The organism is Pseudomonas veronii (assembly GCF_001439695.1).
Lineage (GTDB): Bacteria > Pseudomonadota > Gammaproteobacteria > Pseudomonadales > Pseudomonadaceae > Aquipseudomonas > Aquipseudomonas veronii.
Window position 1 is genome coordinate 163,712 of sequence record NZ_JYLL01000005.1, and the last position, 19,739, is coordinate 183,450.

The following is a 19,739-nucleotide window of genomic DNA, read 5'->3' on the forward strand; positions in this document are numbered from 1 at the left end:
CCGCCTTAATGTGTGGTCGCCAACGCGGGCGTTGGTGTGGGCCGGTGGAAAAACCGCTCAAGGTACAAGTATATGATCGGCGTGGTGAACAGCGTCAGCGCCTGGCTCACCAGCAAGCCGCCGACCACCGCGATCCCCAGCGGTTGGCGCAACTCGGCACCGGGGCCTGCGCCGAGCATCAGCGGTACGGCGCCGAGCAGGGCGGCGAGGGTGGTCATGATGATCGGCCGGAACCGCGTGACGCAGGCTTCGTAGATCGCTTCCTCCGGCGGCAGGCCTCTGACCCGCTGGGCTTCGAGGGCGAAGTCGATCATCAGGATGCCATTCTTCTTCACGATGCCGATCAGCAACACCAGGCCGATCAGGGCCATGATCGAAAAGTCCTGCCCCAGCAGCCACAACATGATCAACGCGCCCAAGCCAGCCGAGGGCAGGGTGGAAATGATCGTCAGCGGGTGGACGAAACTTTCGTACAGCACGCCGAGAATGATGTACACCGCCACCAGCGCCGCGAGGATCAGCCACGGCTGGCTGGCCAATGAACTCTGGAACGCCTGGGCCGCGCCCTGGAAGTTGCCGAGGATGGTGGCCGGCATGCCGATTTCGTTCTTGGCCTGGTTGAGCATGATCACCGCATCCCCCAACGCCACGCCGGGCGCCAGGTTGAACGACAGGTTGGCCGCCGGGAACATGCCGTCATGGCTGATGGACAGCGGGCCCACGCTGGGCGGGTCGACCTTGGCCAGGGCCGACAACGGCACCATCTCGTTGGTCAGCGGCGAGCGCAGATAGAAGTAATTGAGGCTTTCGGCTTTGCCGCGTTGCTGGGTATCGAGTTCCAGCACCACTTGGTATTGGTTGATTTCGGTCTGGAACTCGTTGATCTGGCGCTGGCCGAACGCGTCGTACAACGCCTGGTCGACATCGGTGGCGGTCAGGCCGAAGCGCGCGGCGGCCTGGCGGTCGATGCTGATGTGGGTGATGCTGCCGCCCAGTTGCAGGTCGTTGGACAGGTCGCGAAACGCCGGGTTGGCGCGCAGTTTTTCGGTGAGGCGCTGGGTCCAGGTATTCAATGTCGCGCCGTCGTTGCTCTTGAGCACGTACTGGTACTGGGCGCGGCTGGGGCCGGAGCTGAGGTTGATGTCCTGGCCAGCGCGCAGGTACAGCACGATGCCCGGCACCTTCGCCAGTTTCGAGCGGATGCGGTCGATGAACTGGCTGGCGGACACGTCGCGATCGCCGCGGTCTTTCAAGGCGATCCAGAAACGGCCGTTGGCGATGGTCTGGTTGCTGCCGGTGACGCCCACCGAATGGGAAAACGTTGCCACCGCCGGGTCAGCCTTGATGATCTCGGCCAGGGCCTTGTGCTTGGCGACCATGTCCGGGAACGACACATCGGCCGCCGCTTCGCTGGTGCCGAGCACGAAGCCGGTGTCCTGCACCGGGAAAAAACCCTTGGGGATGAACACGTAGCCGACCACCGCCAGCGCCAGCGTGACCACGAAGATCGCCAGCATGCTGCGTTGATGGACCAGGGCGCGGCGCAGGTTGCGCGCATAGCCGGCCAGCAGGCGTTCGCTGAAACCGGGCTTGGCGTGGGCCGGATGGGTCGGGGCGCGCATGAACAGCGCCGCGAGGGTCGGCGCCAGGGTCAGCGAAACCACCACCGAAATCAGGATGGTCGAGGTCGCCGTCAGTGCGAATTCCTTGAACAGGCGCCCGACCACGCCGCCCATGAATAGCAGCGGAATGAACGCCGCCACCAGCGAGAAGCTGATGGACACCACGGTAAAGCCAATCTCGCCGGCGCCCTTGATCGCCGCTTCACGCTTGCCCAGCCCGGCTTCGAGATGGCGGTGAATGTTCTCCACCACCACGATCGCATCGTCCACCACAAAGCCCACGGCGATGACGATCGCCACCAGGGTCAGGTTGTTCAGGCTGAAGCCCATCAGGTACATCAGGGCGAAGCTGGCGATCAGCGACACCCCGAGCACGCTCGACACAATCAACGTCGCCGACAGCTGGCGCAGGAACAACGCCATCACCGCCACCACCAGCAGCACGGCGATCAGCAGGGTCACTTCCACTTCATGCAGGGAGGCGCGGATGGTCTTGGTGCGGTCGCTCAACACGCTGACCTGCACCGACGCCGGCAGCATGGCCTGCAGGCGCGGCAGTTGCGCTTGAATGCGGTCGACGGTCTCGACAATGTTCGCGCCGGGCTGGCGCGAGATCACCAGGTTGACCCCCGGGGTGTCGCCGGACCAGGCTTGTACGTAGGCGTTTTCCGAGCCGTTGATGACTTTAGCGATATCGCGCAGTTGAACCGGCGCGCCATTCTTGTAGGACACGATCAGTTGGGCGTAGTCCCCGGGCTGAAACAGCTGGTCGTTGGTCGACAGCGTCGACACGCTGTTCTCCCCGTAGATCGCGCCTTTGGCCAGGTTCAGGCTCGACTGCTGGATCGCCACGCGGATGTCGGCCAGGGTCAGGCCGATGGCCGCGAGCTTGTCGGGCGAAGCCTGCACGCGAATCGCCGGACGTTGCTGGCCGGTGATGTTGATCTGGCCGACGCCGTCGATCTGGCTGATCTGCCGTGCCAGCAGGGTTTCCACGTAATCGCTCAGCTCGGTGCTGGGCATGCTGTCGGAACTGACGCTGAGGATCAGCACCGGGCTGTCTGCCGGGTTGACCTTCTTCCAGGTCGGCAGGGTCGGCATATCCCTGGGTAGCTTGCCGGAAGCGGTGTTGATCGCCGCCTGGACTTCCTGGGCGGCGGTGTCGATGCTCTTGTTCAGGGTGAATTGCAGGGTCAAGAGGCTGGAGCCCAAGGCGCTGCTGGAGGTCATCTGGGTCATGCCGGGGATGGCGCTGAATTGCACCTCCAGCGGCGTGGCCACCGACGAGGCCATGGTGTCCGGGCTGGCGCCGGGCAGTTGCGCGCTGACCTGGATTGTCGGAAATTCCGCTTCCGGCAGCGGGGCGATGGCCAGTTGCGGGAAGGCAATCAGCCCGAGCAACACCAGGGCGAAGGTCAGCAGCAGGGTCGCGACCGGGTGGTCGACGCACCACGCCGACGGCGAGCGGCTGGCGTTCATGGTTGCACCTTGGCGTCGACGGTCTGGATCACTTGCGGCGGTTCTTTGAGCACGTCGACCCGAGCGCCGGCCTTGAGCCGCGACTGGCCATCGCTGACGAGCACATCACCGGCCTGTACGCCTTTGATGAGCGTCACGTCGCTGTTCTGGTAGGTGACCTGCACCGGCACCACCTCCACCTTGTCGCCGTTGACCCGGTACACAAAGTGCGCGTCCAGGCCGCGTTGCACCACGGTCGGCGGCACCACCAGGGCGTTTTTGTCGAGGCCGGTCTGGATCTTGATGGTCACCAGTTGCCCCGGCCACAGGCGCTGCGTGGCGTTATTGAACTCGGCCTTGGCGCGCAGGGTGCCGGTGGTGGAACTGATCTGGTTGTCGATCAGGCTCAGGTGGCCTTCACCGAGCAGGTCGCCGGTCTGGCCGTCGGTGTCGGCGCCCAGGTAGGCGTCGACGCTGGCTGGGGTAGGGGCCGCGATCAGGCTTTGCAGAGTGGGCAGCATCTGTTGCGGCAGGGAAAATTCGACGGCAATCGGGTCGATCTGCGTCACCGAGAACAGCCCCTGGGCATCGCTCGTGCGCAGGAAGTTGCCTTCATCCACCGTGCGAATCCCTACGCGGCCGCTGACCGGCGAGCGAATCTGAGTGTAGGAAAGCTGCACCTTTGCCGCATCAATCGCCGCCTGATTGCCCTGGACGGTGGCATTGAGTTGGTTGACCAACGCCTGTTGCTGGTCATAGGTCTGCTTGGACACGCCGTCGTCGACACTCAATGCCTTGTAGCGCTTGAGGTTGATCAGCGCGACTTGCAACTGCGCCTGGTTTTCCGCCAACAGCGCCTTGGCCTGCTCGAGGCTGGCGCGGATCGAGCGGTCATCGATGGTCGCCAACAGGTCCCCGGCCTTGACCTGCTGGCCTTCCTTGACCAGCAATCGGGTGAGGATGCCGTCGACCTGTGGGCGGATCACCACGCTGTGCAACGACAGCACCGTCCCAATGCCGCTGACGAAACGCGGGATGTCCTGTTGCGCCACGCTCACCACCCGTACCGGGATCGCTGTCGGCGCCGCCAGTTTGGGTTTGGCCGGCCGCGTCAGGGCCCAGGCTGCAATCGCCAGCACCACGAGGACTCCGACGATCAGCGCGGTTTTTCGTTGAATTTGCATGGAAGTGAGGTGCCAGGGCAGAGGAACGGAAGAGTGAGGTGTCTTTATAGCCCGTCAACCCGGTCAGCAAGGTGACTGCTAACTGACAGCGCTGTCAGTAAACGCCGACCATTCGTACAGGCGGTGGTTAAAGATCCTGAGGGCGCAGGTATACTGCGCGCCAGTGTGGCCCGCAAGCTGGCCCCGCATCAATTTTTGCCTGCTCCGGAGCTTCCATGACTTCCCCGACACATCCCCCTGTTGAAGCGGCCGACCTCGTCGATCCGGCCAGCGCTGAAAGCGTTGAAAAAACCGAGATCCCGGCGTTCAAGTTTCCGTTCAAACCGGGTGAACTGGCCGGGGCCAAGAATGCCGCCCAGCCGTGGTACAAGAACGGCGCCAAGAACGGGCATACCAAGTCCCCGGGCATGGCGCCGCCGGGCACCCGTCGTTCGATGGGTAAACGCTGAGAATAATAAGTCGCACGCTGTGTCGACTATTGCCTACAACGTCTGCTGAAATTTCTGATTGTAGGGCCACGACCGTTTCTTGAAAGCTTGCACAGCCTCCGTGCCGCCCCGGCGTTTTCCGTCGGTGCGGGAGGGTGAGGTTGGACTTTCCGGAAAAGGACGTTTCCTGTGGCTCTGATACACATTTGTGCCGTGCTCGCGTTATTGCTGGCGGCCGATAACGTTGCCGCCGGTGAGTCGCCACGGCGCGAGATCCGTTTCGCCGTCGCTGCGCAATTCTCGCCTTTCCAGAGCCGCAACCCGCAAGGCCAGTTGGTCGGCCTGAACATCGACCTGGGTAACGCCCTGTGCGTGCAGTTGAATGTGCGCTGCACCTGGGTCGACCAGGTGCTGGTGGAAAACTTCCCGGCCCTGGAGGCCCGGCAGTTCGACGCAATCATGGGCATGGCGCCCACGTCGATGCGTCGGCGCTGGGTCAACTTCACCGATGAGCTGTATCCGTTCACCACGCGCCTGGTCGCCCGCAGAACATCCGGCCTGCTGCCGACCGTGCGGTCGCTCAAGGGCAAGCGTGTCGGGGTGTTGCTGGGCAGTAATCGCGAAGCCTTCGCCCGAGCGCGGTGGGCGCCCAAGGGCGTTATCGTCAAGAGCTTCTGGCTCAATGACGAACTGATTCGCAGCCTGGTGGCGGGGGATATCGATGCGACCCTGCAAGGCACCGTGGAAATCCGTGAGGTGCTGCTCGATACCGTCGATGGTCAGGACTTTGACTTCCTCGGCCCCGCCATTTCGGCCGAACTCCTGGGCAGCGGCGTGGCGATCGCGGTGCGCAAGCCCGATACCGCCTTGCGCAATGCCCTCAACTGCGCCCTTGAACAACTGATGCAAAGCGGCGAATACCAACGGATCATTCAGCCCTACCGCCTGGATGCCGTTTCCGTCGCGCCCAACGACTAGGCGGCGCGCAGCGGGATAAACGCATAGTTGGCCGGCACCTCGGTGGCAAGCTGTGCCCCCGCGTCCAGCAACTGTTCGGCGATGTCCATCGCGGACACATGAAACACCCACTCATTCGCCACGCCGGGCTGGCTCGCCGCCCGCTCGATCGCCTGGGTAAAGGCATCCATCTGCGGCAGGTACGCCGTAAAGCCATCGCCCTTGAGCGCCGTGGTGCGAATCCCCAACAGGGCACACACCGCCTCTTTGGTCTGCACATCGTCGCGGTCGGCCTGGCGCGAGCGGCGGATCAGTTCAGCCAGTTCCGCGTCCATCAACTCGCCGCCGGCAATCAATACCGGGCCCTGTTCCCACGACTCCGGCGGGCATTCCTTGGCGGCAGGGTTCAACGGGATGTGCGGGTTGATCTCCATCGGATAGATGCGGCAGACCAACGGTCGGCGTTCATAGATGCGGCACAGGTTGTCTTCGTCAAGATTCCGGCAGCGTCCGGGGTTGTAGGCGGCAAAGGTGATGGCCACGAATGCCTGGGTCGTGCCGCTGGGCACCATCGCCGAACGGCGTTCGGCATGTTCGCGTTGTTGCAGTGGCAGGCCCAGGCCGTTGCCGAGAAAACCTTCCACCAGAACGATCACGCTGCCGCCGTCAGCCGCCCACTGGCGGGCTTCTGCGAGGGTCAGGGGGACATGGTGGTCGGTGCAGCATTTGCCACAACCGACGCAGGAAAAATGAGTGTTCATGGCAGATCTGTCACCAGGCTAGGTCGGAGGGCTCGCGCGAACGGTGACGGGTTTTCACCTCTTTTCAACGTTCGGGAGCACTGAAAGCAAGTTGTGCGCCAGTGCCCGTCAGTCTTGGCTGACCACATCGCGCAGCACGAACACCATGCCCGCGCTTTCATAGAGTTGCCGGGCGCGTCGGTTGCTTTCCAGGACCTTGAGGTCCACGTAGGGTTCGCCGCGCTGCTTGAACACCTGGAAGGCGTGCAGCAACAAGGCGCGGCCCAGCCCCTGGCCCTGGGCGCAGGGGTGTACAGACAGGTTCTTGATGAAGGCGCTGGTCCAGCACTGGGCCACGCCGAGGATGCCCTCGGCATTGCTCGCCACCAGGCACAGCGTGGGGTCGAACTCGGCATCGGTCACGAACTGCCGCTGCCAGGTTTGCAGGTCGGCGACGTGGCCGCCGCCTTGCGCCTGAGTCATGCGCAACACCGCGTGAATCGCCGGGGCCCATGCGTCGCGGTAGTGATCCAACTGCGTACCGGCCGGCCACTGCGGCGTGGGCAGGTCGCGGGTGAGGTCGCGGCGTAGCAGTTGGAAATACTCGGCCACCGCTTACAGGCCCTTTTGCGCCACGGTCTGGGCGGCCACCACCAGGCATTTGGTCAGTTCGGGCGAGGAGAATTTGGTCAGCACCGCGTCGGCCCCGGCCACGCGCGCTTTTTCGCTGTTCATCGCGCTGTCCAGGGAGGTGTGCAACAGCACGTAAAGGTCCTGGAAGTCCGGGGTTTCGCGCAGGGTGCGGGTGAGGGCGTAACCGTCCATTTCGGACATTTCGATGTCCGACACCACCACATTGATCTGTTCGACGGTGCCCTGCAGTTCCAGCAGCACGTCGATCGCTTCCTTGGCGCTGCGTGCGGTGTGGCAGGTCAGGCCGAGGTTGCGCAGGGTGTGTACTGATTGTTGCAGGGCGACCTGGCTGTCATCCACCACCAGGATTCGCGCGTTGCCCAGCACTTCGGCCTCTTCCATGGTCAAGTCGGTCGGCGCCATTTCAATCGGTGCCGGGGCGATGCCGTGGATGACTTTTTCGATGTCCAGCACCTGCACCAGCCCGCCTTCCACCTGGGTGACCCCGGTGATAAACGAGCGATTGCCGCCGGCACCGAAGGGCGGCGGGCGGATATCGGTGGTCAGGCAATGCACGATCTTGCTCACCGCCTGCACATGCAGGCCCTGCTTGGAGCGGCTGACATCGGTGACGATCAGGCAGCCGCCGTCCGGGTCTTCCAACGGCATTTCGCCGAGGGCGCGGCTCAGGTCGATCACCGACAGCGAGGTGCCGCGCAGCATGGCGATACCTTTGACGTGCGGATGGGACTCCGGCAGCTTGGTCAGCGGCGGGCACGGGATGATTTCGCTGACTTTCAGCAGGTTAATGGCCATCAACTTGCCGCTGCGCAAGGTAAAGAGCAGAAGCGAGAGTGAGTCTGCGCGGGCTTTAGACGTGGACATAAAAACCTTCTGTGGATCAGGGTTGATCATCTATGGAGGGTTATCGACTTCATCGGCCCAGGCTTTAGGGGAATGGGCCGATGAAGTTGACTTATCTCAGCCCTTCCATACCTGCGGGTTGACCAGATCCTGCGGGCGGTGGCCGAGCAGGGCGCTGCGCAGGTTGTCGAGGGCGCGGTTGGCCATGGCTGTGCGGGTTTCATGGGTCGCCGAGCCGATGTGCGGCAGGGTCACCGCATTGCTCAATTGGAACAGTGGCGACTCGGCCAGCGGTTCCTTTTCATACACGTCCAGCCCCGCCCCGCGAATACGCTGGCTTTGCAGGGCTTCGATCAGCGCCGGTTCGTCGACCACCGGGCCGCGGGAAATATTGATCAGGATCGCGCTGGATTTCATCAGCCCCAGCTCGCGATGACTGATCAGGTGCCGGGTCTTTTCGCTCAACGGCACCACCAGGCAGACGAAGTCCGCTTCGGCGAGTAACTGATCCAGGCTGCAGAACTGTGCGCCCAGTTCCTGCTCCAGTGCGGGCTTGCGGCTGTTGCCGCTGTACACAATCGGCATATTGAAGCCCAGGCGCCCGCGCCGGGCCACGGCGGCGCCGATATTGCCCATGCCGACGATGCCCAGTGTCTTGCCATGCACGTCGCAGCCGAACAACGACGCGCCCACGCTGGCTTTCCACTCGCCGGCCTTGGTCCAAGCGTCCAGCTCGGCCACCCGGCGTGCGCTGCTCATCAGCAGGGCGAAGGCGAGGTCGGCGGTGCTTTCGGTGAGGACGTCGGGGGTGTTGGTGAGCATGACCCCGCGTTCGCTGAGGTAGGCCACGTCATAGTTGTCATAGCCTACCGAGATGCTGGACACCACTTCCAGCCGGCTCGCGCCTTCGAGTTGCGCGCGGCCCAGCTTGCGCCCCACGCCGATCAGGCCGTGGGCATGGGGCAGGGCTTCATTGAACTGTGCATTGATGTCGCCCAGCTTGGGGTTGGGGGCGATCACCTCGAAATCCTGTTGCAGGCGTTCGATCATTTCCGGGGTGATACGGCTGAAGGCGAGGACAGTCTTTTTCATTGCAGGCGGGCTCATCGACTACGGAAGAATGCCAAGCAAGCTAACATTCCTGCCGGCAATTGTCAGGACACCGTTGAACCTCTGTGGGAAGGGGCTTGCCCCCGATAGCAGTGTGTCAGCCAATACATGCATGACTTCACTACCGCTATCGGGGGCAAGCCCCCTCCCACATTTTTGACCGCGTCCAGCTTCCAGGCTCAGGTTGGTTATAAGGCCGCTCCTAAGAGCAAGAGCCAAATGGGTTCTATCTGATCCATGGAGATCCAAATGTGGGAGGGGGCTTGCCCCCTCCTACATTTTTGACCGAGTCCAGTTTCCAGGCTCAGGTTGGTTATAAGGCCGCTCCTAAGAGCAAGAGCCAAATGGGTTCTATCTGATCCATGGAGATCCAAATGTGGGAGGGGGCTTGCCCCCGATAGCAGTGTGTCAGCCAATACATGCATGACTTCATTACCGCTATCGGGAGCAAGCCCCCTCCCACATTGGATCGCTATCGTCTGGCAGAAATCAGTTCGCCATCCGCACGCCGCCCAGGCTGCCGCTCAACTCATACGCGACCAATTCCGCCTGGTGCGCCGCGAGAATTTCCGGCAGCGAACCGCGCAGGTATTCCACCCAGGTCTTGATCTTCGCATCCAGGTACTGGCGCGATGGGTAAATGGCGTACAGGTTCAGTTCCTGGGAGCGATAGTTGGGCATCACCCGCACCAGCGTGCCGTTGCGCAGGCCTTCGATGGCGGCGTACACCGGCAACAGGCCGACGCCCATGCCGCTGGTGATGGCGGTTTTCATCGCATCGGCCGAGTTCACCAGGAACGGCGATGTGTTGATCGCGACACTTTCCTGGCCGTCAGGGCCGTTGAAGCTCCATTTATCCAGCAGGACCACCGGACTGACCAGGCGCAGGCAGGCGTGGTTGAGCAGATCGTGGGGCCGTTGCGCGCAGCCTTTGGCCTTGACGTAGTCCGGCGAGGCGCAGGCGATGCTGTAGGTGATGCCCAGGCGCTGGGACACGAAGCCCGAGTCCGGCAGTTCGCTGGCCAGCACGATGGACACGTCGTAGCCTTCATCGAGCAAGTCCGGCACGCGGTTGGCCAGGGTCAGGTCGAAGGTCACGTCCGGGTGAGTGCGGCGGTAGCGGGCAATGGCGTCGATGACGAAATGCTGGCCGATACCGGTCATGGTATGCACTTTCAACTGGCCGGCGGGGCGCGCGTGGGCGTCGCTGGCTTCGGCCTCGGCTTCTTCGACGTAGGCCAGGATTTGCTCGCAGCGTAATAAATAGCGTTTACCCGCCTCCGTGAGTGCAATGCGGCGGGTAGTGCGGTTGAGCAAGCGGGTTTGCAGATGGGCCTCCAGGTTGGAGACCGCGCGCGAAATGTTGGCGGTGGTGGTGTCCAGTTGTGCGGCGGCGGCGGTGAAGCTGCCGGCTTCGGCCACAGAACTGAAGGCGCGCATGTTTTGCAAAGTGTCCATGGGGTGTTCTCAAGGGAGATAGCAAATTGTGACAGAAAGTTACGTAGACCAGTGATCCCTACGAAGGGATTATCGCCTGAACGGTAATAAAGATTCACAGGAATACCAGCTTATCGTCATTCCCCTCGCGTCCTAGAATTACACCACCTACCCTGCATCACCCACCTCAGGAATTCGCAGCAGTGCCGCGTCGCATCAGCAGAGAGCTGAAGACTCTCAGTGTTTGGGCCTTATCGTTAGCAATCAGCGGCTGCATCGGAACCGGAGGAATCGCCCCCCAAGACCAGGCCCTCAGCGCCAATACCCTGGCCACCGACGAGGCGATCCAGAGCGCCGCCCGGGACGCCCGCTGGCCCACCGCGCAATGGTGGCAGGCCTACGGCGATCCCCAGCTCAACCGCTGGGTCGAACTCGCGACCCACGACAGCCCGAGCCTGGCCATGGCTGCCGCGCGTGTGCGTGAAGCGCGGGCCATGGCCGGGATTGTCGAGTCGGCCGAGTCGTTGCAGATCAACAGCGACACCACCCTCAAGCGCCACAACTGGCCGAACGACCAGTTCTACGGCCCGGGTGCATTGAGCGGTTCCAACACCTGGGACAACAATACGTCCCTGGGCTTCAGCTATGCCCTCGACCTGTGGGGCCGCGAAAGCAACGCCACCGAGCGTGCCGTCGACCTGGCGCACATGAGCGTGGCCGAAGCACGCCAGGCCCAGCTCGAACTGCAGAACAACGTAGTGCGCGCCTATATCCAGCTGTCGTTGCATTACGCCAACCGCGACATCGTCGCGGCCACGCTGGCCCAGCAACAGCAGATTCTCGACCTGGCGAATAAACGCCTGAACGCGGGCATTGGCACGCATTTCGATGTGAGCCAGGCCGAAACCCCGTTGCCCGAGACCCATCGCCAACTCGATGCCCTGGACGAAGAGATCGCCCTGAGCCGCAACCAGTTGGCGGCGTTGGCGGGTAAAGGCCCGGGCGAGGGCGCGCGACTGCAACGTCCGACCTTGTCCCTCGGCGCGCCGCTGAAATTGCCGTCCAGCCTGCCCGCGCAATTGCTCGGCCAGCGCCCGGACGTGGTCGCCAGCCGTTGGCAGGTGGCAGCGCAGGCGCGTGGCATCGATGTCGCGCACGCCGGCTTCTATCCCAACGTCGATCTGGTCGGCAGCCTCGGCTACATGGCCACCGGCGGTGGCATGCTGGGCTTTCTGACCGGCAAGAAATTCAACTACAACGTCGGCCCGGCCATCACCCTGCCGATCTTCGACGGCGGCCGCCTGCGTTCGCAGCTGGGTGAAGCCAGCGCCGGCTATGACATCGCCGTGGCGCATTACAACCAGACCCTGGTCAACGCGCTCAAGGGCATCAGCGACCAGTTGATCCGCCGCGAATCCATGGACAAGCAAAAGGGCTTCGCCGCAGAGTCGGTGGCCTCGGCGCAGAAAACCTACGACATCGCGATGATCGCCTACCAGCGCGGCCTTACCGATTACCTCAATGTGCTGAACGCCCAGACCCTGTTGTTCCGCCAGCAGCAAGTCGAGCAGCAGGTGCAGGCCGCGCGTCTGACGGCCCATGCCGACCTGGTGACCGCCCTGGGCGGCGGGCTGGGCGCCGGCAACGATGTTCCGCAAGACACCAAGACTGTCCCGAGCAAGACCCCGGCGGCGCTCGCCGTGTTCGATCACTGAGTAGGATTTGATGACTCCCTTGCCTGCACCGCTGCGCTGGCTGTATTCCCTTGAGTGGCGCCGTGGCTTTTTCGACTGGGCACGCAGTGACGGCGTGACCTGGGTGTACATCTTCAAGGTGCTGATCGCTGCGTTCGCCACGCTGTGGCTGGCCATGCGCCTGGAACTGCCGCAACCGCGCACCGCGATGATCACCGTGTTTATCGTGATGCAACCCCAGAGCGGCCAGGTGTTCGCCAAGAGCTTCTATCGCTTCCTCGGCACCTTGGCCGGGTCGGCGGTGATGGTGTTCCTGATCGCCTTGTTTGCGCAGAACACCGAGCTGTTCCTCGGCTCGCTGGCGATCTGGGTGGGGATCTGCACCGCCGGCGCCACGCGCAACCGCAACTTTCGCGCCTATGGCTTCGTGCTCGCCGGTTACACCGCTGCGATGGTCGGCCTGCCGTCCCTGGCCCACCCGGACGGAGCGTTCATGGCGGCCGTGTGGCGGGTGCTGGAAATTTCCCTGGGGATTCTGGTCTCCACGCTGGTCAGCGCGGCGATCCTGCCGCAGACCTCCAGTGCGGCCATGCGCAACGCGCTGTACCAGCGGTTTGGCGTATTCGCGCTGTTCGTCACCGACGGCCTGCGTGGGCGCAGCCAGCGCGAGAGCTTCGAAAGCACCAACGTGCGCTTTATCGCCGAAGCCGTGGGCCTGGAAGGCCTGCGCAGCCTCACCGTGTTCGAAGACCCGCACATGCGTCGGCGCAATGGCCGGCTCAGTCGCCTCAACAGCGAATTCATGAGTATCACCACGCGCTTCAACGCCTTGCACCAGTTGCTCGAACGCCTGCGTGCCGATGCCGCGGACCACGTTGTCGCCGAAATCAAACCGGGCTTGCAGGACTTGGCCGAGGTGCTCGACGGGTTCTCCGGCCGCGCCCTCACCAGCCCCGACGCGGCGCGGCTGGTCAACCAGTTGAGCGTCTACAAGGACGGCTTGCCCGCCAAGGTCCGCAGCCTGCGAGCGATCTTCCAGCAAGGCAACCCGAGCGAAGACGAGCAGTTGGACTTTCATACCGCCTACGAGCTGCTCTACCGCTTCGTCGACGACCTGCACAACTACGCACAGACCCACGCCTCCCTGGCCGATCACAGCCATGCGCGGGAACAGTGGGACGAAACCTTCATCCCCAAAACCAACTGGCTGGCCTGCGTGGCCTCGGGGGTGCGGGCGTCGTTCATCCTGATCGTGCTCGGCAGCTACTGGGTGGCGACCGCTTGGCCGAGCGGCGCGACCATGACCATGATCGCCGCCGCCACCGTCGGCCTGTCCGCCGCCACACCGAACCCCAAACGCATGGCGTTCCAGATGGCGTGCGGCACCCTGATCGGGGCGCTGGTGGGCTTCGTCGAAATGTTTTTCGTGTTTCCCTGGATCGACGGCTTCCCGCTGCTGTGCGTGATGCTCGCGCCGGTGATCATCCTCGGCGCCTTCCTCGCTTCACGCCCGCAATACGCCGGGGTCGGCGTGGGCCTGCTGATCTTTTTCAGCACCGGTTCGGTGCCGGACAACCTCACGGTCTACAACCCCTACAACTTTATCAACGACTACATCGCGATGATCATCGGCATGCTGGTGTGCGCGGCGGCAGGGGCGATCATCCTGCCGCCCAACAGCCGCTGGCTGTGGCGCCGCCTGGAACAGGACCTGCGCGAGCAAGTGGTGTACGCGATCAGCGGCAAGCTCAAGGGCCTGGCGTCGAGTTTCGAAAGCCGCACCCGCGACCTGCTGCACCAGGCCTACGGCCTCGCTGTCGGCCAGCCGCAAGTGCAACGCAACCTGTTGCGCTGGATGTTCGTGGTGCTTGAAGTCGGCCATGCGATCATCGAGTTGCGCAAGGAACAGGCGATCTTGCCGATCCACCCGGCCTACGCCGAATCCCAGCCCTGGCGCCAGGCGATCCGCGTGATGGGCCGCTCACTGGTGCGCCTGTTCCTGCAACCCAGCGCCAGCAACCTGGAGCGCGGGCTGATTGCCGTCGACCATGCGATCAGCCGCGTGCAGGCGACCGACGAACCCTTCGCGCCGCACTTCGATACCTCGGCCCTGCGTCGGGTGAAAAGCTACCTGCACTTCATCCGCACTTCGCTGCTGGACCCGCAATCGCCGCTGGCGGCCTACAAGCCCCAAGGCGCGCTTATGTTGAAAGGAGCTGGGCATGCCTCGTGAAATCGCGTTCCACGGCATTTACATGCCGACCGTGACCCTGATGTTTTTGATTGCGGCGGGGTTGGCCTGGGCGCTGGACCGCTTCCTGGCGGGGTTCGATCTGTACCGTTTTTTCTGGCACCCGGCGTTGCTGCGCCTGAGCCTGTTCGTTTGCCTGTTCGGCGCCCTGGCGCTGACCGTCTACCGTTGAGAATGCCCCGATGAAAAAGTTTTTCAGCCTGCTCGCGACCTTGCTGGTTCTGGCTCTGGCGATCTGGATTGGCCGCACGCTGTGGGTGCATTACATGGAAACCCCCTGGACCCGCGATGGCCGCGTGCGTGCCGACATCATCAACGTCGCCGCCGACGTCACCGGCGAAGTGGTCGACGTGCCGGTGCGTGACAACCAGTTGGTGAAAAAGGGCGACCTGCTGATGCAGATCGACCCCGAGCACTACCGCCTCGCCGTCAAACAGGCACAAGCCCTTGTCGCATCGCGCAAAGCCACCTGGGAAATGCGCAAGGACAACGCCCACCGCCGCGCCGACCTCGACGCGTTGGTGATCTCCAGGGAAAACCGCGACGACGCCAGCAACGTCGCCGACTCGGCCCTCGCCGACTACCAGCACGCCCAGGCACAACTGGAAGCCGCCGAACTGAACTTGAAACGCACGCAAGTGGTGGCGGCCGTCGACGGCTACGTCACCAACCTCAACGTGCATCGCGGTGACTACGCGCGCATCGGCGAAGCCAAGATGGCCGTGGTCGATATGAACTCGTTCTGGGTCTATGGCTTCTTCGAAGAAACCAAACTGCCCCACGTCAAGGTCGGCGATAAGGCCGATATGCAGTTGATGAGCGGCGAAACCCTCAAGGGCCATGTGGAAAGCATCTCTCGCGGCATCTACGACCGCGACAACCCCGAGAGCCGCGAACTGATCGCCGACGTGAACCCGACCTTCAACTGGGTGCGCTTGGCCCAGCGCGTGCCGGTGCGGATTCATATCGATGAAGTGCCCGAAGGCGTGTTGTTGGCGGCGGGGATTACCTGCACGGTGATTGTCGACTCTATCCAGCACTGAACCTCTGTCGGGCTGGGCGGGTCGTGACGATTACCTACGGCCCAAACCGCACCAGCAGGCGCTGCCCCACGCGCAGAGACGGCGGCGCCGGCTGATCGAACGCCAATATGCATTCAACGGTACGCGTATTGGCCCTGACCAAGGCGTCGTCTTCCAGGGTGCTGTTGCCCAGTACCGCGCTGATCCGCACTACATGGGCGGTCAGCGCCACTGAACCATCGGCGCTGTCATCGGTGACTTCGGCCTTCATCCCGGGGCGCACCGCGCCGGTGAATGACTCGTTGAGCTCAGCCCTTACGATACGCGCCTGGTTCGGCAACAAAACGAAAGCCGGCCCGGACTGTGCAGACACTGCGGCACCGGGTTGAATCAGGCGCCGAACCACCTCGGCGTCGACCGGCGCACGCAGGCTGCGTTGCGCCAGTTCGTAGCGTGCCGCCGTCAGCTTTCTCGCGGCGACTTCGGCGTCTGTCTGAGTTTTTTCAATCTCGTCGCGCAAGCGCTCGGCGGCCTCGTGGGCCCCATCGGCACTCTGGCTGTCGCCGGCGCCTGCCTTGGCGGCGGCGGTCAGGCGGCTGGCCTGCTGCTCGGCGAACTTGAGCTGCCTTGCCAACTGTTTGGCTTGGATCTGCACTTGGCGTTGCTCGGTCAGTGCGGCGGCGACTGCCAGTTGCGCCAGTTCACTGTCCAGGGTGGCGAGCAGTTGGCCTTTCTTGACCTGCTCGCCTTCCGTCACCTTGATCTCGGCGACCACGCCGTCGCGACTCGCGCCGAGCTTGAGCAAACCGCCTTCCACATCGATACGGCCTCGTGCGACGGCCAGGTAGGTTGGCGCCGATGACGTCGGCGTGGAAGGCGCATCTTCACGGGAGCAGGCGCTCAGCAATACAAGTGCGGTACTCAGAAGCAGCCAAGAGCGAAGCGGGCGCGCGTTCATACAGAGTGTTCCTGGGTTCCGACCATAGCGGCCGGTTGGAAGGGAAGGGATTGATCGTTCAAAATGCGGCCGTCTTCTATGGTCAGCACGCGGTCGCAATTACTGATCAGGCGCGGATCGTGGCTGACGCACAGCACCGTGGTGCCACGCGTGCGGGCGATGCGGTGCAAAATATCGATCACGATCTGGCCGTTGGCCGCATCGAGGGCGCTGGTCGGTTCGTCGGCGAACAACAACTCGGGGGCCTTTGCCACGGCGCGTGCAATCGCTACGCGCTGCTTTTCGCCGCCGGACAATTCGGCCGGGCGCAGTTGCATGCGCGAGCCCAGCCCGACGTCCTCCAGCGCCTCGATGGCGCGCGCTCGGACTTCCGTGCTCGGCAGCCCCAGGTAGCTCAAGGGCAGCTCGACCTGTTGCTGCGCAGTCAACGCCGGAAACAGGTTGAACCCCTGGAATACGAAGCCGGTGTGGCGCAGGCGAAAATACTCCAGGGCCCGCGTGTCGAGGCTTGAAAGGTCGTGCCCCAGGGCCGATGCGCTGCCGCGGTCGGGCTGCTGCAGGCCGCTGAGGATCGCCAGTAGCGTGCTTTTGCCACAGCCGGACGGGCCTGAGATCAGGGTCAGTTCGCCGGGCCGTATCGCCAGGGTAATGTCATGCAGCACTGGGGTTACGACCCGCCCCGAGGTGAACGATTTACTGATACTGCTGGCTTGCAGCGTGAAGGGTGTGGCGGATGTCAGGAGACTCATGGCAGTGCTATCTCAGAAGGCTGGCCGGGTCGGCGTGGCGTAAGGTGCGGATGGCCGCCAGGCCCGACACGAGTGCCAGGAGCATGCTCAGGCACAGGCAGGCGAGGGCCGCGACGGGCGAGAGCTGCACCGGCACGTTGTAGTGCGCCGCCAGGGCGAAGAACAGGCCGGCGAGCACCGAACTGCCCAGCAGCCCCAGTGCCCCGACCCAGAAAGCCTGCTCCATGACCACTTTGCGCAGGGCATTCAAGCCGACGCCAAGGGCGTTCAAGGTGGCGTATTCGCGGATGGAACCGACGACGGCGGCGACCAGCGTCTGGCTGGTGATGACCGCGCCCACCAGGAACACAATCGCGGCCAGAAACAGCACGCCGGCACCGGCGCCGGTGTCGAACATCCAATACATCTGCGAGCGCTGGGCGAACTGTTGTGCGGTCCATACCGAATAGTTACCGAACGCAGGACCGTTGCTCAGGCGCGCGGCAACCGCACCGGCCTGAGCGGGATCGCGCACTTTGGCCACCAGGTAGGTGATGCGGTCTGCCGCGGTGGTGGTGTCGAGCTGCCGGGCGGTGGCCAGCGACGCCAGCACATTGACCCCGCCCAGCGCGCGCAGGCCGCTGGTGACGCCCACCACGCGCACACGTTGCCCGTTGATGGTCGCGGCGTCCCCCAGGTTCACGCCAAGGGTGCTCAGATCGGCGCGGTCGACGATCACCGCACCGGGCTCGGCCAGGCGGGCGCGCAGTGCCGTCGGCAGGGCGCGCGCAAACATCAGGCCGTCTGGCCCGGCGTCGATGCCGCTGACAAACACCGACACGCCACCGGTATCTCGCGCACCGCGCCAATCGGCGTCGACCCAGCGAAACGACTCGACACGCAGGACGTCGGCGTCCATGCGCAGGCGCATTTCCACGCCGGCATCGATCGGTCTCCCGAGGTTGACGCTTTGCGTGCCGGGGTAACCGACCCAGAGGTCCGCCGTAGAGCCGGTGATATAGACGCTGGCACTGCCGAAAATACCCAGCACCAGCGCGGCCTGGAGCAACTGCAGCAGCCCCGCGAAGCCTACGGCAATCATCGCGGGCAGGAAGCGCCGCCATTCGTGGATCAGTGTCAGACGGGCAAGCGCCACCATCAGTCAGCATCCTTCACTGTCGGGTTCGGTAACGGTGCGCCGCCCAGGGCTTTATAAAGCGCGATGTAGGCGATGTCCCGTTCGGTGCTGGCGCTGTCGGCCTGTCGCATGGCTTGCAGTGCCTGCACGTGGGCGCTCGTCAGCTCCAGTGGGCTCATGAGCCCCAGGCGCTCGCGTTGTTGCAAGGCCTCCAGGCGCGTCTGCGTCGCCTTATGGGCCTGGCGCGAGGCGTGCTCGCGCAGGCGCGTTTGTTCGAGGTCGCCCAGGGCGATTTCGGCTTCGGCAACGCCTTGCAACACGGCCTGGCGATAAGTCAGAACCGCTGCCTGCAACAGGTGGTCTTTCGCGCGTGCGGTGGCGATACGTTGGCCCCAGTCGAACAACGGGATGCTGATCCCCGGCCCGGCCGAGAAAATGCTGTTGCCGCTGGGCGTGCGCTTGCGGTTGCTGGCAATGTTCAGCGACCACTGCAACGAAGCGCCCAGGCTGAGGTGCGGGTAAATATCGGCGCGGCTCATCCCCAATTCCCCGGCGGCCACAAGAACCTCGGCCTCGGCGTTGGCAATTTCCGGGCGTGTGCGCAGCAGGTCCGCCGGCACGTTGTTGAGTTGCCACTGGCCGAGCGTGGGCTGCGGTCCGGGCTGCAGCCAGCGCGGGTCGGGCTCCGGCCGACCCGACAACAGCGCCAACTGCTGTGCATGGCGGTGGATCCGTTGTTGCGGCCCGCTCAGCTGCATCTCGGCTCGCGCCAGTTCCGCCTCGGCGCCCGCCACGTCAGCGTGCGGCGCCAGGGCAAGTTGCTCGCGCACACGCAGCAGCGCCAGTTTTTCCTGCTGAGCGTCACGAATGGCCGTCAGCGCGCGTTCGGCGTGTTGCGCCGAACGCAGCTCAACCCAATGCCGGGTGACTTCGGCGACCAGCGACACCTGGACGCTGCGCAAGTCGGCGGCCACCAGCGCCTGGTTGCCCTCGGCGATGCGATCCGCGCTCTGCCTGGCGCCGAACAGTGGCAGTTCCCATTGCGCATCGAAGCCGATCAGGAAGTACGAACTGCTGGTGTCGGGGCTTATCGCGTCGTGGGTCTTGATCCCGAGCGAGGGCAGATAGGGCGCTTGCGAATGTTGGCTCAGCACTCGCGCAGCCCGCAGGCGCTCGACTGCGGCGGCGACGTCGAGGTTGTTGTGCAATGCCTGATCCACCAGGGTATCGAGTTCAGGATCATTGAAGGCGTGCCACCACCGATTGAGGTCGGGCTTGGCCGGCGCCAGAGGGGACGGTGCATTGCGCCATGCCTCTGGCGCGGGCGGTTTCAACGCGGGCAGAGGTGCGACCGAACAGCCTGTCACCGCAGTTAACCCCAGTGACAGTGTGAGCAGCGTCCGACAGGCGCGCGATTTGTTTAAAGGCTTGATAGGGGTCACCCAAGAGGTACCGGAACGGCTGTGTCGAATCGACGCGAACAGCGATCAACGACAAGCGAGGTATGAGGTCTGA

The 19,739-nt window shown here is 63.8% G+C and carries 16 protein-coding genes and 1 pseudogene; 6 read left to right on the plus strand and 11 right to left on the minus strand.

Going from position 1 to position 19,739, the window contains the following annotated elements; all coding sequences use genetic code 11:
* Nucleotides 1-5: 5 nt before the first annotated feature.
* Both TU80_RS08700 and TU80_RS08705 read right to left on the minus strand, forming a co-directional pair.
* On the minus strand, nucleotides 6-3,101 hold the full coding sequence (locus TU80_RS08700; protein WP_057004271.1) for a multidrug efflux RND transporter permease subunit: 3,096 nt from the start codon (nucleotides 3,099-3,101) through the stop codon (nucleotides 6-8).
* Nucleotides 3,098-4,264: an efflux RND transporter periplasmic adaptor subunit gene (locus TU80_RS08705; RefSeq protein WP_046384646.1), complete on the minus strand. Its 1,167-nt coding sequence runs from the start codon at nucleotides 4,262-4,264 to the stop codon at nucleotides 3,098-3,100. The genes TU80_RS08700 and TU80_RS08705 overlap by 4 nt, the downstream gene beginning before the upstream one ends.
* Before the next feature lie 215 nt (nucleotides 4,265-4,479).
* Here TU80_RS08705 and TU80_RS08710 point away from each other — a divergent pair, with 215 nt between their 5' ends.
* Entirely contained in the window at nucleotides 4,480-4,713 is a 234-nt protein-coding gene (locus TU80_RS08710; protein WP_017845915.1) for a hypothetical protein, read from the plus strand.
* A gap of 168 nt (nucleotides 4,714-4,881) precedes the next feature.
* The gene (locus TU80_RS08715; RefSeq protein WP_057004272.1) at nucleotides 4,882-5,670 is read left to right on the plus strand and encodes a transporter substrate-binding domain-containing protein; all 789 of its coding nucleotides are present in this window, start codon (nucleotides 4,882-4,884) and stop codon (nucleotides 5,668-5,670) included.
* Here the strand turns inward: TU80_RS08715 and TU80_RS08720 are convergent.
* The 5 genes from TU80_RS08720 to TU80_RS08740 all read right to left on the minus strand — a co-directional run bounded on the left by TU80_RS08720 (nucleotide 5,667) and on the right by TU80_RS08740 (nucleotide 10,454).
* On the minus strand, nucleotides 5,667-6,410 hold the full coding sequence (locus tag TU80_RS08720) for a YkgJ family cysteine cluster protein (protein ID WP_046484579.1): 744 nt from the start codon (nucleotides 6,408-6,410) through the stop codon (nucleotides 5,667-5,669). The genes TU80_RS08715 and TU80_RS08720 overlap by 4 nt on opposite strands.
* Nucleotides 6,411-6,518: 108 nt before the next feature.
* On the minus strand, nucleotides 6,519-7,001 hold the full coding sequence (locus TU80_RS08725) for a GNAT family N-acetyltransferase (protein ID WP_057004273.1): 483 nt from the start codon (nucleotides 6,999-7,001) through the stop codon (nucleotides 6,519-6,521).
* A 3-nt stretch (nucleotides 7,002-7,004) separates the two neighbouring features.
* Nucleotides 7,005-7,907, minus strand: coding sequence for a chemotaxis protein (locus TU80_RS08730; RefSeq protein ID WP_017845911.1), 903 nt, complete (start codon nucleotides 7,905-7,907; stop codon nucleotides 7,005-7,007).
* Between the two features lie 96 nt (nucleotides 7,908-8,003).
* Nucleotides 8,004-8,978, minus strand: coding sequence for a 2-hydroxyacid dehydrogenase (locus TU80_RS08735; RefSeq protein WP_057004274.1), 975 nt, complete (start codon nucleotides 8,976-8,978; stop codon nucleotides 8,004-8,006).
* 507 nt (nucleotides 8,979-9,485) lie between these two features.
* Nucleotides 9,486-10,454 (minus strand): LysR family transcriptional regulator, encoded by a 969-nt coding sequence (locus tag TU80_RS08740; protein WP_017845908.1) that lies wholly within the window; start codon nucleotides 10,452-10,454, stop codon nucleotides 9,486-9,488.
* A 182-nt stretch (nucleotides 10,455-10,636) separates the two neighbouring features.
* Here TU80_RS08740 and TU80_RS08745 point away from each other — a divergent pair, with 182 nt between their 5' ends.
* The 4 genes from TU80_RS08745 to TU80_RS08760 are packed head-to-tail and all read left to right on the plus strand — an operon-like array spanning nucleotide 10,637 to nucleotide 15,421.
* Nucleotides 10,637-12,148: an efflux transporter outer membrane subunit gene (locus TU80_RS08745; protein WP_057004275.1), complete on the plus strand. Its 1,512-nt coding sequence runs from the start codon at nucleotides 10,637-10,639 to the stop codon at nucleotides 12,146-12,148.
* A gap of 10 nt (nucleotides 12,149-12,158) precedes the next feature.
* The gene (locus tag TU80_RS08750) at nucleotides 12,159-14,360 is read left to right on the plus strand and encodes an FUSC family protein (RefSeq protein WP_057004276.1); all 2,202 of its coding nucleotides are present in this window, start codon (nucleotides 12,159-12,161) and stop codon (nucleotides 14,358-14,360) included.
* Nucleotides 14,350-14,550, plus strand: coding sequence for a DUF1656 domain-containing protein (locus TU80_RS08755; RefSeq protein WP_046384639.1), 201 nt, complete (start codon nucleotides 14,350-14,352; stop codon nucleotides 14,548-14,550). Before TU80_RS08750 ends, TU80_RS08755 begins: the two co-directional genes overlap by 11 nt.
* Before the next feature lie 10 nt (nucleotides 14,551-14,560).
* Nucleotides 14,561-15,421 carry an efflux RND transporter periplasmic adaptor subunit gene (locus TU80_RS08760; RefSeq protein ID WP_046384638.1) on the plus strand — a complete coding sequence of 287 codons (861 nt, stop codon included), beginning with the start codon at nucleotides 14,561-14,563 and terminating at the stop codon, nucleotides 15,419-15,421.
* Nucleotides 15,422-15,455: 34 nt separating this feature from the next.
* Here TU80_RS08760 and TU80_RS08765 read toward each other — a convergent pair whose 3' ends face one another.
* From TU80_RS08765 to TU80_RS08780, 4 genes and pseudogenes are all read right to left on the minus strand, one after another.
* Nucleotides 15,456-16,358: an HlyD family secretion protein gene (locus TU80_RS08765; RefSeq protein WP_046384637.1), complete on the minus strand. Its 903-nt coding sequence runs from the start codon at nucleotides 16,356-16,358 to the stop codon at nucleotides 15,456-15,458.
* Nucleotides 16,355-17,005 (minus strand): annotated as a pseudogene (locus tag TU80_RS08770) (ABC transporter ATP-binding protein); the annotation flags it as partial. The gene TU80_RS08765 and the pseudogene TU80_RS08770, both read right to left, overlap by 4 nt.
* Nucleotides 17,006-17,114: 109 nt before the next feature.
* Nucleotides 17,115-18,245 (minus strand): ABC transporter permease, encoded by a 1,131-nt coding sequence (locus TU80_RS08775; protein WP_057004278.1) that lies wholly within the window; start codon nucleotides 18,243-18,245, stop codon nucleotides 17,115-17,117.
* Complete coding sequence (locus TU80_RS08780) at nucleotides 18,245-19,591, minus strand: efflux transporter outer membrane subunit (protein WP_234427154.1); 1,347 nt, start codon at nucleotides 19,589-19,591, stop codon at nucleotides 18,245-18,247. The genes TU80_RS08775 and TU80_RS08780 overlap by 1 nt, the downstream gene beginning before the upstream one ends.
* Nucleotides 19,592-19,739: the final 148 nt, after the last annotated feature.

Excerpts from the sequence above, each read along its gene's own strand:
- TU80_RS08700 (WP_057004271.1), bottom strand. The coding sequence starts at position 3,101 with ATGAACGCCAGCCGCTCGCCGTCGGCGTGGTGCGTCGACCACCCGGTC.
- TU80_RS08705 (WP_046384646.1), bottom strand. The coding sequence starts at position 4,264 with ATGCAAATTCAACGAAAAACCGCGCTGATCGTCGGAGTCCTCGTGGTG.
- TU80_RS08710 (WP_017845915.1), top strand. The coding sequence starts at position 4,480 with ATGACTTCCCCGACACATCCCCCTGTTGAAGCGGCCGACCTCGTCGAT.
- TU80_RS08720 (WP_046484579.1), bottom strand. The coding sequence starts at position 6,410 with ATGAACACTCATTTTTCCTGCGTCGGTTGTGGCAAATGCTGCACCGAC.
- TU80_RS08730 (WP_017845911.1), bottom strand. The coding sequence starts at position 7,907 with ATGTCCACGTCTAAAGCCCGCGCAGACTCACTCTCGCTTCTGCTCTTT.
- TU80_RS08735 (WP_057004274.1), bottom strand. The coding sequence starts at position 8,978 with ATGAAAAAGACTGTCCTCGCCTTCAGCCGTATCACCCCGGAAATGATC.
- TU80_RS08740 (WP_017845908.1), bottom strand. The coding sequence starts at position 10,454 with ATGGACACTTTGCAAAACATGCGCGCCTTCAGTTCTGTGGCCGAAGCC.
- TU80_RS08750 (WP_057004276.1), top strand. The coding sequence starts at position 12,159 with ATGACTCCCTTGCCTGCACCGCTGCGCTGGCTGTATTCCCTTGAGTGG.
- TU80_RS08755 (WP_046384639.1), top strand. The coding sequence starts at position 14,350 with ATGCCTCGTGAAATCGCGTTCCACGGCATTTACATGCCGACCGTGACC.
- TU80_RS08760 (WP_046384638.1), top strand. The coding sequence starts at position 14,561 with ATGAAAAAGTTTTTCAGCCTGCTCGCGACCTTGCTGGTTCTGGCTCTG.
- TU80_RS08765 (WP_046384637.1), bottom strand. The coding sequence starts at position 16,358 with ATGAACGCGCGCCCGCTTCGCTCTTGGCTGCTTCTGAGTACCGCACTT.
- TU80_RS08775 (WP_057004278.1), bottom strand. The coding sequence starts at position 18,245 with ATGGTGGCGCTTGCCCGTCTGACACTGATCCACGAATGGCGGCGCTTC.